The organism is Streptomyces sp. NPDC048258 (genome assembly GCF_043201995.1).
GTDB lineage: Bacteria > Actinomycetota > Actinomycetes > Streptomycetales > Streptomycetaceae > Streptomyces.
Genome location: NZ_JBICZH010000001.1, coordinates 589,301 through 602,490, shown reverse-complemented (window position 1 = coordinate 602,490; position 13,190 = coordinate 589,301). Strand labels below are relative to the sequence as shown.

At 74.1% G+C, this 13,190-nt stretch carries 10 protein-coding genes; 4 read left to right on the top strand and 6 right to left on the bottom strand.

Annotated elements, in window-relative coordinates; all coding sequences use genetic code 11:
* Positions 1 to 7 precede the first annotated feature (7 nt).
* The 6 genes from ACGFYQ_RS02840 to ACGFYQ_RS02815 all read right to left on the bottom strand — a co-directional run bounded on the left by ACGFYQ_RS02840 (position 8) and on the right by ACGFYQ_RS02815 (position 8,525).
* Positions 8 to 2,143: an acyl-CoA dehydrogenase gene (locus ACGFYQ_RS02840; RefSeq protein ID WP_393739202.1), complete on the bottom strand. Its 2,136-nt coding sequence runs from the start codon at positions 2,141 to 2,143 to the stop codon at positions 8 to 10.
* A gap of 73 nt (positions 2,144 to 2,216) precedes the next feature.
* Positions 2,217 to 4,319, bottom strand: coding sequence for a protein kinase (locus tag ACGFYQ_RS02835; RefSeq protein WP_393739200.1), 2,103 nt, complete (start codon positions 4,317 to 4,319; stop codon positions 2,217 to 2,219).
* Positions 4,320 to 4,353: 34 nt separating this feature from the next.
* Positions 4,354 to 5,931, bottom strand: a complete 1,578-nt coding sequence (locus ACGFYQ_RS02830) for a serine/threonine-protein kinase (protein WP_393739198.1) — start codon at positions 5,929 to 5,931, stop codon at positions 4,354 to 4,356.
* Complete coding sequence (locus tag ACGFYQ_RS02825; protein WP_393739196.1) at positions 5,928 to 7,457, bottom strand: serine/threonine-protein kinase; 1,530 nt, start codon at positions 7,455 to 7,457, stop codon at positions 5,928 to 5,930. The genes ACGFYQ_RS02830 and ACGFYQ_RS02825 overlap by 4 nt, the downstream gene beginning before the upstream one ends.
* Before the next feature lie 2 nt (positions 7,458 to 7,459).
* On the bottom strand, positions 7,460 to 7,717 hold the full coding sequence (locus tag ACGFYQ_RS02820; protein ID WP_393739194.1) for a DUF397 domain-containing protein: 258 nt from the start codon (positions 7,715 to 7,717) through the stop codon (positions 7,460 to 7,462).
* Positions 7,677 to 8,525, bottom strand: a complete 849-nt coding sequence (locus ACGFYQ_RS02815; RefSeq protein ID WP_393739192.1) for a helix-turn-helix domain-containing protein — start codon at positions 8,523 to 8,525, stop codon at positions 7,677 to 7,679. Before ACGFYQ_RS02815 ends, ACGFYQ_RS02820 begins: the two co-directional genes overlap by 41 nt.
* Before the next feature lie 84 nt (positions 8,526 to 8,609).
* Here ACGFYQ_RS02815 and ACGFYQ_RS02810 point away from each other — a divergent pair, with 84 nt between their 5' ends.
* From ACGFYQ_RS02810 to ACGFYQ_RS02795, 4 genes are all read left to right on the top strand, one after another.
* Positions 8,610 to 9,020 (top strand): ATP-binding protein, encoded by a 411-nt coding sequence (locus ACGFYQ_RS02810; RefSeq protein WP_393739190.1) that lies wholly within the window; start codon positions 8,610 to 8,612, stop codon positions 9,018 to 9,020.
* Between the two features lie 82 nt (positions 9,021 to 9,102).
* Positions 9,103 to 10,929: a protein kinase gene (locus ACGFYQ_RS02805; protein WP_393739188.1), complete on the top strand. Its 1,827-nt coding sequence runs from the start codon at positions 9,103 to 9,105 to the stop codon at positions 10,927 to 10,929.
* A gap of 377 nt (positions 10,930 to 11,306) precedes the next feature.
* A complete protein-coding gene (locus ACGFYQ_RS02800; RefSeq protein ID WP_393739186.1) occupies positions 11,307 to 11,939 on the top strand; it encodes a class I SAM-dependent methyltransferase in 633 nt (210 codons plus the stop codon).
* Between the two features lie 298 nt (positions 11,940 to 12,237).
* Positions 12,238 to 13,176: an N-acetylmuramoyl-L-alanine amidase gene (locus ACGFYQ_RS02795; RefSeq protein ID WP_393739184.1), complete on the top strand. Its 939-nt coding sequence runs from the start codon at positions 12,238 to 12,240 to the stop codon at positions 13,174 to 13,176.
* Positions 13,177 to 13,190 lie beyond the last annotated feature (14 nt).

Below are 13,190 nucleotides of genomic sequence, written 5' to 3'. Positions count from 1 at the left end.
TGCCCCTTCAGTCCCTGGGAAGGCCGAGGATCCGCTCGGCGACGACATTGAGCTGGACCTGCGTGGTGCCCCCGGCGATGGTCAGGCAGCGGGACATGAGCATCCCGTGCACCGCCCGCTCCCCCGCCCCCTCCCGTACCGCGCCCGCCGGACCCAGCAGTTCGAGCGCGAGCTCGGCGGTCCGCTGCTGGTGCGGGGTCTGGACGAGTTTGCGTACGGACGCGCCCGCGCCCGGCTCCAGCCCCGACACCTGCTGGAGCGTGGTGCGCAGCCCGATGCAGGCCAGGGCGTGCGCCTCGGCGGCCAGCGCGCCGATCCGAGCCCTGTACGTCCCGTCGAAGCCGGCGGAGCGGGTGAGGAGGTCTTCGAGCTCGGTGTCGAAGCCCATCTGGTCGGCCATGTGGACCCGCTCGTTGCCGAGGGTGTTCCGGGCGACCTTCCACCCGCCGTCGGCGGCGCCGACCAGCGCGTCCGCCGGGAGCAGCACGTCTTCGAACCAGACCTCGTTGAAGAGGGCCTCCCCGGTGATCTCCTTCAGCGGCCGGACGTCGATGCCGGGGGTGTTCCTCATGTCGACGACGAAGTAGCCGAGTCCCTTGTGCTTGGGCGCGTCCGGGTCGGTACGGGCCAGCAGGATCCCGTAGTCGGCGCTGTGCGCGGAACTCGTCCACACCTTCTGTCCGTTGACCCTCCAGGAGCCGTCCTCGGTCCGCTCGGCCTTCGTCCGCAGCGAGGCCAGGTCGGAGCCGGCGCCCGGCTCCGAGAAGAGCTGGCACCAGGTGACGTCCCCGCTCAGGGTCGGCAGGACGTAGGCCTCCCGCTGCGCGTCCGTCCCGTAGGCGAGCAGCGAGGGCACGACCCAGGTGCCGATGCCCAGGTCGGCGATCTTGACCCCGGCGGCCCGCAGCTCCTGCTGCACGACGAGCTGCTCGACGGGGCCCGCGCCGAGGCCGTACGGGGGCGGGAGGTACGGGGCCGCGTAGCCGGTGGGCGCCAGGATCCGGCGAGCGGCCACCGGGTCGAGGCCGCGCGCGTCCTCGATGGCGGTACGGGCCTTCGCGCGGTACGTCTCGGCCCCGGTCGGGAGTTCCAGCCGGAGCTCCCGCCGCGCCCCCGCCGCCGCCGCGAGCCGTACGGCCCGTACCCGGTGCCCGTCCCCGGGTCCCAGCAGCTGGCGGGCGACCAGGGCCCGCCGCAGGTGGATGTGGGCGTCGTGCTCCCAGGTGAAACCGATGCCTCCGAGCACCTGGATGCAGTCCTTGGCGCAGGAGTACGAGGCGTCGAGCGCGCTCCCGGCCGCCAGGGCGGCGACCAGCGACCGCACTTCCGCCGGTTCGTCCATCGCCTGGGCCGCGTCCCAGGCCAGTGCCCGGGCCTGCTCGAGGCGCACCAGCATGTCCGCGCACAGGTGCTTGACGCCCTGGAACCGCCCGATGGGCCGGCCGAACTGCTCGCGCACCTTCGCGTACTCGGCGGCCGTGTGCAGCGCCCAGGCGGCGGTGCCGCAGGCGTCGGCGGCGAACAGGGTGCAGGCCAGGTCGCGGACCAGGGCCGCGTCCAGTTCCAGCAGCCGGCCGGGCGGGACCGTGACCCCGCGCGCCCGCACCTCGGCGGTGGGGCGGGTCGGGTCGGCGCTCTCGTGCGTACGGATGTCCAGCGCGGCGGCGTCCACGGCGAACCAGCGGGTGCCGTGCGCGGCTTCGGCGGCGAGCAGGACGAGGTCGGCCTCGCCGGCGCCGAGCACCGGGGGCGCGAGCCCGTCGAGCAGGTGCCCGCCGCCCTCGACGGCGACGGCGGTCAGGGTCCCCGGGCCGAGCGCGACGGCCCCGACCCGGCCGGAGAGCGGCTCGGCCCCGGCCCGGTCCAGCAGGACGGAGGCCAGCGCGCTCGGCAGGAAGGCCCCGGGCAGAGCGGCCCGCGCGGCCTCCTCGACCACCACGGCGAGGTCGAGCAGGGTGCCGCCCTCCAGGTGCGGCTCCAGCAGTGCTTGCGCGGTCATCGCGTCCCAGTAGGCCGGCCGCGCCCCGGTCTGCGGCGGGGTGTCGAGGAGCTTGCGCACCTCCTCGGGCGGCACGGCCCGCGCCACCCACCCGCGCACCGCCTCGGCCAACTCCCGCTGCTCTTGCGTGATTCCGATGCCCATGCGCGGCAGACTAGAACACGTTCCAATCTGACGGAAGGTCAGATAGCCGTGTTCTTCGGCGGGCGGTGCCGGATCAGCGGGACGCGGCCTTCAGTGCGGCGCGGGCCACCTCCTTCGCCTTCGTCTCGCAGTCGCCCTTGGTGTACGGCTTCGCCTGGAGGCCCACCCAGACGGAGAGATTGCCCTCGCGGACGGCGAGGACACAGGTCCAGTCGGTATTGGGGGTGCCCCAGTAGGCCTCGGTGGCGAACCCGAGCCGGGGCGCATCGCGCTGACCGGCCGCATCCAAGTGGAAACGGTCCTGCCGGGTGGCCGCGTTGGCCGTCGCGCTCCCGCCGAGGCTGAGGTCCCACCGGACCATCGCGGCCGGCGACGCGGAGTTGCGGCGCCCGTCCCAGTTGCAGCCCGACTGCGCACCCTCGGCCGTCTCGGACCAGGTGTCGAAGGTCGACTGCTCCCCCACCAGCGGCAGTTCCTTGTGCGCCACCTGACAGCTCGGGACGGCCGTGTAGGCGACGGGAGCCACGCCCCGGTCCCGGTCCCGTACGTACAGCGCGACCCCGGTACCGGCCGCGACGAGGAGACCGGCCGCCGCCAGGGCCGCGATCCGCTGCGGAGCCCGCCACGGGCTGCGGGGCCCGTCCAGCCCCGCCTGGGGGTCGCCGGGCCGGCCCCTCCCAGCGGCACCCCCCAGCCCCACCGGCGCTTGAGCCGCACCCTCCAGCCCCGCCGGCGTTCGAGGCGCACCCCCCAGCCCCGCCTGGGGGCCCCTCCCAGCGGTAGCCGGGGGAGCTTGAGGCGCACCTCCCAGCCCCGCCGGCGCTTGAGCCGCACCTCCCAGCCCCGCCGGCGCTTGAGCCGCACCCTCCAACCCCGCCGGCACTTGAGCCGCACCCCCCAGCCCCGCCTGGGGGCCCCTCCCAGCGGTAGCCGGGGGAGCTTGAGCCGCACCTCCCAGCCCCGCCGGCGCTTGAGCCGCACCCTCCAGCCCCGCCGGCGCTTGAGGCGCACCCCCCAGCCCTGCGGGCACTTGAGGCGCACCCTCCAGCTCCGCCGGCGTTTGAGGCGCACCCTCCAGCCCCGCCGGCGCTTGAGGCGCACCCTCCAGCCCCGCCGGCGCTTGAGGCGAACCCCCCAGCCCCGCCGGCGCTTGAGGCGAACCCCCCAGCCCCGCCGGCGCTTGAGGCGCGGGGGTCCGGGGGCCGGCTCCCGGCAGCGGCGCCGCAGGGACGCGCGGGGGGACGGTCGGGCCGGGCAACGCCGACGGCTCGGCCGGGCCGCCGTCCAGCAACCGGTCGATCCCCGCCCGCTGCGCCGCGATCATCCCGTACACGGCAGACGGCCACTGCCGCCCCGCCGGAGGCACGGGGCCGATCAGCTCCCGCAGCCGCGCCGGGGTCGGCCTCGCCGCCGGGTCCTTGGCCAGGCAGCCGGCGACGACCTCCCGCAGCCCCGCCGGGACCCCGCTCAGGTCGGGCTCGGCGTGCACCACGTCGTAGAGCGTCTGGAGGGTCGAGGATCCGGCGAACGGGCTGCGGCCGGTCACCGCCATGGCCAGCACCGAGCCGAGCGAGAACACGTCGCTGGCAGCGGTGAGCGGCTTGCCCTCGGCCTGTTCGGGCGACATGTACGCGGGCGAGCCGACGACCCAGCCCGTCCGCGTCAGCCCGGTGTCGCCCTCGGCCCCCGACTCCGTCGCCCGCGCGATGCCCAGGTCGATGACCCGTACGCCGTCCTCGGCGAGCAGCACGTTGTCGGGCTTGAGGTCCCGGTGCACCAGCCCGGCCCGGTGGATCTCCGCCAGGGCCGAGGCCAACCCGGCCGCGAGGCGTCGTACGACGTCCTCCGGCAGCACCCCGACCGCCTCGACGACGGCGCCCATGGACGGCCCGGCCACGAACACCGAGGCGAGCCAGGGCGTCGGGGCGTCCGCGTCGGCGTCGATCACCGCCGCTGTGTAGGCGCCCGACACCTTGCGCGAGGCGGTGACCTCGCGCCGGAAGCGGGCCCGGAAGCCCTCGTCGTCGGCGAAGTGCGCGAGCACCTGCTTTACGGCGACGAGGCGCCCGTCCGGCCCGGCCGCCAGCAGCACCCGCCCCATGCCGCCCTGCCCCAGCACTCCGAGCACGTCGAACGGCCCCACGTGCTTCGGCCCCGAGGGCCCCATGTCTTCCATCCCACCCCGTCCCATCTCTCCACTCGGCCCGCGCTCAGCGGGGCATCGCCGCCAGCGCGGCCCGGGCGATCTCCTTGGCCTCGGTCTCGCAGGTCGCGGCGGGGTGCTCCGGGCCGGCGAGGCCCACCCTCAGCTCAAGGTTGCCGTCGAGGACGTACAGCATGCAGGTCTGCTCGTGCCAGGGGGAGGTGCCCCAGTACGCGGCGTCGCCGGCCCCCAGACCGGTCTCGGTCCGCCCGCTGCCGAAGCCTTTGCTCCGGTGTTCCTTCCCGCTGCCGGGAGTGCGGCCGCTGCGCTTCAGGTACCACTCGATGGTCGCGTGCGCCGGCGGCTCGGGTTCGCCGCCGACGACGTCGTACGCCCGCCGCCAGAAGCAGCTGAGGTTCGCGTGGTCGGGCCCTCCGCTGCCGCTGTCCATCGACGTGTCCCGCTCCGGCAGCGGCAGCTTCCCGGCCGCCTCTCCGCAGGTCGGCATCACCAGGTACTTGTCGGGTTCGGCGGGCCGCTGCGGAGGCTGCGAGCGCAGCGCGTAGGCCGCACCGATACCGGCGCCGGCCACCACGAGGACTCCGGCGGCCAGCAGCAGGCGGGTCCTGCCGGGCCTCCGGCCGCGGGGCGCGGGCCTCCCCGCCGGGCCGGTCTCGCGCGCGGCGGTGACGGTCGGCGCGGCCGGGTTCACGGCCACGTCCCCCTGGTCCCACAGGACGGTGCGTTCCGCGCCCTGGAGCAGCCGGTCCACGTCCGCCTGCTGAGCGGCCGCCATCCGGTGCACCGACGGCGGCCAGCCCGTGTCGCCGTTCGCGAGGACCGGGCCGATCAGGTCGAGGAGCCCGGCCGGGGACGGCCGGGCCGCCGGGTCCTTGGCCAGGCACCGCCGGACGATGCCGCGCAGTCCCGACGGGAGGGCGCCCAGATCGGGTTCGGTGTGCACGATGTTGTACAGCGTCAGCGGGATCGTCGCCGCCGCGAAGGGGCTGCGGCCCGTCGCGGCCAGGACCAGGACGGACCCCAGGGAGAACACGTCGCTCGCCGGGGTCAGTTCGCCGCCCTCGGCCTGCTCGGGCGACATGAAGGCGGGCGAGCCGATCACCGTCCCGGCCTGCGTCAGCTCGGTGACCTCGCCGGGCCGGGCCACCCGCGCGATGCCGAAGTCGATGACCCGCACGCTGTCCTGGGCGAGCAGCACGTTGTCGGGCTTGAGGTCCCGGTGGACGAGTCCCGCCCGGTGGATCTCCACCAGGGCAGTCGCCAGACCCGCGGCGAGGCGGCGTACGGTCTCCTCGGGCAGCGCCCCGCCGCCCTCGACCGCGGCGCCCAGCGACGGCCCGGCCACGAACACCGAGGCGAGCCACGGCGCCGGCGCGTCCGGGTCGGCGTCCATCACCGCCGCCGTGTAGGCGCCGGACACCTTCCGCGAGGCGGCGACCTCGCGCCGGAACCGGACGCGGAACCCCTCGTCGTCGGCGAGGCGGGCGTGCACCAGCTTGACGGCGACGAGGCGCCCGTCCGGCGCGGCGCCGAGCAGGACACGGCCCATGCCGCCCCGGCCGAGCTCGGCGAGAAGCCGGTACGGTCCCGCCGCGGCCGGATCGGACTCCTTGAGCGGTCTCATCGGCTCCCCACCGACTTCACGACCGAGGCGGCGAGATCCCGGGTGACGGCCTCACAGCCGTCGGACGGGTAGTGGGGGCCCGTCACCGCGACCCGGACCGCCATGTTGACGTCCCGTACGTACAGGAGGCAGCTCGGGTCCTCGTTGTCCTTGGGCGGCCGCCACATCCCCTCATCGGCGAACCCGAGGTCGAGGTCACGCCGGGTCCGGCCGCGTTCCCACATGACCTCGTGGTACTTCTTCGCCTGCTCGGCCCCGGTGCCCTCACCCTTCCCGGTCGAGAAGACCTTCCACTCCGCCTCGATCGCGTCACCGGTCCGGTTGCTCCAGCTGCAGCGGGAATAGGTCGAGCCGTACTTCTCGACGGGTCCGGTCCCGCCGCTCGGGGGGCCCAGATCGGACGGCACGCGCAGCTTGTCCGAGACCTCTCCGCAGGACGGGGGCGTCGTCCGGTACTTGTCCTGCTGCTTCGCCAGCCCTGTCGTACGGAGCTCCGTCACGATCTCGCGGTATTCCTCCACGACGTACGGCCGCCCCACGGTCAGCCCGACGATGGCCACGGCCGCCACGCCCGCCACGGCTGCGATCACCGGCCGGGGCCATCGGCGGCGCCACACGGGGACCGCTGCGGGAGCCGTTTCGGGAGCCGTTTCGGGACCCGTGGCCTGGCGCAGCAGCGCGCCCGTCACGACCAGCTGGTCGTGGATCAGCGTGTTCACCGCCTCCGGCCACGGCCGCGCCGACGGCTCGACGGGGCCGATCAGCTCGAGCAGCTCCTGCGGCGTCGGCCGGTCGGCCGGGTCCTTGGCCAGACAGGGCTCGATGATCCCGCGCAGGCCGGGCGGTACGGCGCTCAGGTCGGGTTCGCCGTACGCGATGTCGTGGAAGAGCCGCGGCACGGAGCCCGCGGCGAACGGCGGCTTCCCCGTACAGGCCATGACAAGGGTCGCTCCGAGCGAAAACACGTCGCCGGCAGGGGTCAGTTCCTTCCCCTGGACCTGCTCGGGCGACATGAACGCGGGCGACCCCATCAGCGCGCCCGTGTGCGTGATCCGGGTCTGGTCCCCCACCGCCCGCACGATGCCGAAGTCGATGACCCGCACGCCGTCCTCGGCGAGCAGCACGTTGGACGGCTTGAGGTCCCGGTGGATCAGACCCGCGCGGTGTACGTCGGTCAGGGCGTGCGCGAGCCCGGCGGCCAGCCGCCGCACCGCCTCCTCGGGCAGCGGCCCGGCGGCCTCCAGGGCCTGGCTCAGCGAGGGCCCCGGCACGAACTGCGAGGCGAGCCACGGCGTCTCCGCGTCCGGGTCGGCGTCGATCACGGCCGCGGTGTAGCCGCCCGCCACCCGCCGCGAGGCGTCCACCTCGCGGCGGAACCGCGCCCGGAACCCTTCGTCCTCGGCCAGCTCGGCGTGCACCTGCTTGACCGCGACGTACCGCCCGTCCGGCGCCACCCCCAGCACCACCCGGCCCATCCCGCCCTGGCCGAGCACCGAGACCGTACGGAACGGCCCTATCTGCTCCACGCCTACAGGGAGCCGACGAACGCTGCGAAGGCGGCAGGGCTCACGGTGAAGGCGGGGCCGTCGGGGTTCTTGGAGTCGCGCACGGCGACCTGGGTGGGTTGGGTGGCGACTTCGACGCAGTCGCCGCCGGTGTTGCCGCTGTACGAGGCCTTGCGCCAGGCGGCGCCGAGGGGGGCGCACTCGACACAATCGCCGCCTGTAGTTCCGCTGAAGGACGACTTACGCCATTGCACGCTCGTCAGGTCCAGTCCGTTCCCCATAACGTTCCTCCATTACGCGAGCGATCAGCGCGACCGAGCGCTCCGGAGAGAGTGCTTCGGCTTGCAGCCGAGCGTAGCCGACCGAACGTTCCTTGATCAGTGACGGGTTGGCGGTCATGTGACCCTGCGCATACCCCTCCTCGTAGAACAAGTCCGGGTCGTCCTCGAAGCGGAGGAGGTTGAACGACCCGAGCATTCCTGTGTGTTGTCCCACCGAGAAGGGCAGCACTTGAACCTGCACCCACGGCCGTTCCAGAAAGGTCAACAGGTGGGCGAGTTGGTTTCGCATGACCTCATGCCCGCCGACCTCCTGATGCAACGCCGCCTCGGCGAGCACCACCCATAGGGCCGGTGGGTGCTCGCGTCCCAGGATGCGCTGCCTCTCCATGCGGGCCGCCAACAGCTCGTCGACCTGGCCAGGGCGGTCGACGCCGAGCAGGGCCCGCGCATAGGCCTCCGTCTGGAGCAGCCCGTAGACCAGCTGCGACTGGAAGGTCGAGATGTACTCGGCCTTCGCCTCCATCTCCGCGTACGCCTGGAACCAGTGCGGCAGCTGGCTCCGCAGGACCAGCCCCACCAGGCGGGAGAACACCCCGCCCGTCCCGAGTGCCGCGTCGACCCGCTCCGAGAAGTCCCGCGTCGGGACCTTCCGCGCCGTCTCGATCTGCCCGATCAGCGAACCCGTGCAGAAGACGATCCCGCCCAGGGCTCCCTGTTTCAGCCCCGCGTCCTCTCTCAGGCGGCGCAGTTCCGAGCCGTAGTAGTCCAGCGGCGATGCGCTGGGATCGAGATCGCGGATGTTGACCACGAGGCGGTCACCCCCAAGTTCACGCCGTGCGGCGTTCGTTTCGGTCTGTAGCCGAGCGTAACCACGCCACCGCAGCCTGGTGACATGAATCACGCAACTGACCTCTCCCCCACGGAGATCGGCGACAGCTACCGCATGGGCTTCACCGTCGGTGAGCACTCGGCGCGGCACATGCGGCGCGTCCTGCGGATGATGCTGGCGAGCTGGGGCCTCGGCGGGCTGACCCACCCCGCCGAGCTGGCGCTGACCGAGCTGGTCGCCAACGTCGTACGCCATGTCCCCGGCCGGGACTGCTCGGTACTGATCCAGTGCCGGCGGGCGGGGGTGCGGGTCGAGGTGTCGGACGGCTGCTCCTCCCCGCCCCAGGTGACACGCGGCGACGGGGAGCTCGCCGAGGGCGGCCGGGGGCTGCTCCTGGTCGAGGCCGTCACCGACCGCTGGGGCACGGTGCCGCTGCCCACGGGCAAGACGGTGTGGTTCGAGTGCGACGCGTGACGCACTGAGCCCCCGGCCCCTCGTACTCGGCGATAATGCTCTGCCGAACGGGGTGGATCATGCAGTGACGGGGGCCGGGAGCGTGCGGGAACTGATCGAAGGCCGTTACTCGCTGGAGGAGTTGCTCGGCCAGGGCGGCTTCGGCGAGGTGTGGCGGGCCGAGGACAGCCGGGTGGGCCGCCAGGTCGCCGTCAAGATCGGATATCCGCAGACGCCCGAGGAGACCCGCCGGTTCGAGCGGGAGGCCAGCCTGGCGGGGAACCTCGCGCATCCCAACATCGCCACCGTCCACGACTTCGGGCGTACGGAACGGGCCGGGCGCAGTGCCGTCTTCCTCGTCATGGAGCTGCTCCAGGGCCGCAGCCTGGCCGAGGTCCTGGAGGCCGGCGTACCGCCGCTCGCGGACGCGCTGGACTGGGCCGCGCGGATCGCGGACGCGCTCGGGGCCGCCCACGACGCCGGAATCGTCCACCGGGACATCAAGCCGGCCAACGTGATGGTCACCGGGAGCGGGGTGACGAAGGTCCTCGACTTCGGCATCGCCAAGGCCCGGGGCGGACCCGGTACGGAGCTGACGGCCACCGGCATGATCATCGGCTCGTTCCCGTACATGGCACCCGAGCGGTGGACCGGGGGAGCGGACGGCGTGCCCGTCGACGGCCGGGCCGACCTGTACGCCCTGGGCTGCGTCCTCATGGAGCTGCTGACCGGCGCCCGCCCGTTCCCCGCCCGGGAGATGCACGAGCTGCTCGCCCAGCACCTCACGACGCAGCCGCCCGCACCCGGTTCCCTGCGGGCGGGGCTGCCGGCCGCGCTGGACTCCCTCGTGCTCGACCTGCTCGCCAAGGACCCTCGCGAGCGCCCCGAGAGCGCGGGCGAGGTGTCCCGTCGGCTGGCGGAGATCGCCCGGGGTGGGACGGCCGACTCCGGCAGCGCCGACGCCCTGCCGGTGACCGCGCCCGTGACCGCGCCGGTGGCTGCCTGGCCGGCTCCGCCGTCGTACTCCCCCACCGTGCACACCGAGGCCGGCGATCCGGTCCGCACCATGCTGGGGCGCAGGCTGACGCAGCTGCTGGAGGACGCACCGGCCGACGTCGTGGAACGGCTCGGGATGCTGACCTCGGACCTGGCCGAGGAGCTCGGCGCGCAGGACCCGCTCACGATGCGCGCCGCGTACCACCACGCGATGCGCGTCCGGGGGCGGTCCGTCACGGAGCTGGAGCGCATCCTGCCCAGGATGGTGCGGGTCCTGGGACTTGAGCACCCGGACACGATCACCGCGCGTGCCACGTACGTCGGCGAGGCCGCCGCCTTCGGGCCCGGCGACGGCCGCCGGCACGAGGAGGAGCTGCGCGAGATCATCGGGCAGGCGACGCGGGTGTTCGGCGCGCACGCCACCGTCACGCTGACCGCCCGCTACCACCTGGCCTCGGCCATGCACCGGGGTTCCCGCGACCGCGACGGCCAGTGGGACGCGCGCACCCGTGAGCGGGCGGAGAGCGAGCGGGCCTGGCTGGGGCCGCTGCTGCCCGACCTGGAATGGGCGCTGAGCGCCGACAGTCCGGTCCTGCTGGACGTACGGCGCCGGCTGGCGCACGACGCCTGGCTGCTCGGTGACTTCGCCGCCGCCGCGCCGCTGTACTGGCGGCTCTTCCCGGACCTCGCCGAACTCGCGGAGCACGGCGACCCGGAGGTGGCCCACCGCGTGCTGCGCAGCATCGGCGAGGCGGGCGATCCCGCGAGCGCGCTGGCGCACATGAACCTGCTGCTGCACCGGCTCCCCTTCCTCGCGGGCAGCCGCTGGCTGGCCCAGGAGGTGTCCGAGACCCGGACGGAGTTCCGGCGGGCGGTGCGCGAGCAGCGCCGAGCCGACGGGGGCGGCGGCCTGTCCCGCCTGTTCGGCCGCTGAGCGTCCCGGGTACGCGGGTGCGGCTACAAGCCCGGGGCTCCGCCCCGCACCCCGCGCCTCAAACGCCGGCGGGGCTGGATGTGGCTGATGCCGCCTGCCCGGCGGAGCTGGATTGCCCGCAGGGCAATTCCAGCCTCGCCGGCGTTTGAGGCGCGGGGTCTGGGGCGGAGCCCCAGGTCTTTTCAGCCTCGCCGGCGTTTGAGGCGCGGGGTCTGGGGCGGAGCCCCGGGTCTTTTCAGCCTCGCCGGCGTTTGAGGCGCGGGGGCTCGGGGGCAGGGCCCCCGCAATGGCGCCGCACCGGACCACGGGACCCGCCATGGACCGCTACTCAGCGGTAAGGCAGCATGGGCCGACCAGCCGCAGCTCAGGAGGAACCCATGGCCGCCACCCCCAAGCCGGAGACCCTCGCCGCCTTCGAGGCCGCCAAGGGGTTCATGCCCGTAAGGGAAGGGCTCGCCCTGTACGAGGCCGCCACCGCCGCGGCGACGCTCGGGCTGCCGCTGCTGGAGGTCGGGACGTACTGCGGGCGCTCCACCATCCTGCTGGCCGACGCCGCCCGTGAGGCCGGCGTCGCCGCGATCACCGTGGACCACCACCGCGGCAGCGAGGAGCAGCAGCCCGGCTGGGAGTACCACGACCCGACGGTCGTGGACCCGGAGATCGGCCTGATGGACACCCTGCCCACCTTCCGCCGCACCCTCCACAAGGCCGGGCTGGAGGACCACGTGATCGCGATCGTCGGCCGCTCCCCGCAGGTCGCCGCCACCTGGGGCGGCAAGCTCGGCCTGGTCTTCATCGACGGCGGCCACACCGACGAGCACGCCACCGGCGACTACGAGGGCTGGGCCCCGCACGTCGCCGAGGGCGGGACGCTCGTCATCCACGACGTGTTCCCGGACCCAGCCGACGGCGGCCAGGCCCCGTACCGGATCTACCTGCGCGCCCTCGCCTCCGGCGCCTTCGAGGAGATCTCGGTGACCGACTCCCTGCGCGTGCTGCGCCGCCGTTAGCCCGCGGCGCGAAGCCGGCCCCCGGGACGCCCCCGACCCGCTCGCCCCGGACCGGCAGGGGCTCCGTCCCCGGACTGGGCTCCGTCCCAGGATCGGCAGGGGCTCCGTCCCTGGACCGGCGGAGGCTCCGTCCTCGGACCCCCGCGCCTCGCACTCCCCCGGCCACCGCTGGGGCGTGCCCCTAGCGGAGCTTGAGGGCCGCCCGGACCCACCCCCGGCGCTTAACCGACAATCGCACCGCGCCCTCGGATGGCCCAGGGTCCGTCCGGCCCGGGGGACCCCGGTCTAGCATCGCGGCGTGCGCTACCACGACACTCCCCCGCCCTCCGGGTCCGCCTCGCCGGCCCCCTCCGACCGGCCCTGGTTCACCCGGCGCTCCACCCACGTCGTCGCGGTCGCGGCGCTGGCACCGGCCTGCCTGGCGGCCTGGCTGCTGACCCAGGTCCTGACCGGGGCCGGGACCGCGGCCGGGCACGACGCGAAGCCCGGCACCACCCCGGGCACCACCCCGAGCGGGAGCCCGAGCGGGAGCCCGAGCCCCGTCGCGCCCGCCGCCCCGGCCAAGGCCCTGGCCGGCCGGACCGTCGTCATCGACCCCGGCCACAACACGGGCAACTTCAAGCACACCGACGAGATCAACAAGCGGGTGGACATCGGCACCGGCCTCAAGGAGTGCGACACCACCGGCACCACCACCAACTCCGGTTACATGGAGGCGGAGTTCACCCTCGACGTCTCCGTGCGCCTGCGGGCCGTCCTGGAGGCCCAGGGCGCGAAGGTCGTGCTCACGCACGAGGCCGACCGCCCCTGGGGCCCCTGCATCAACGAGCGCGCCCGCATCGGCAACGAAGCCAAGGCCGACGCCGTGGTCTCCGTCCACGCCGACGGCGTCTCCGCGGGCAACCGCGGCTTCCACCTCATCCTCCCCGCCAAGGTCAAGGGCGGCGCCGCCGACACCGCGGCGATCGTCGAACCCTCCCGGCGGCTCGGCGAGCGGATCGCCGGCAACTTCGCCCGGACCACCGGATCGGCGCCCGCCAACTACCTCGGCGGCGGTACCGGCTTGGTCGTCCGCGACGACCTCGGCGGACTGAACCTGTCAACCCGGCCCAAGGTGTTCATCGAATGCGGCAACATGCGTGACGCCAAGGACGCGGCGCAGCTGACGAGTCCGGAGTGGCGGCAGAAGGCGGCCCAGGGCATCGCGGACGGCATCGTAGGGTTCCTCGGCGGGTAGTCCCACCGGAGGTC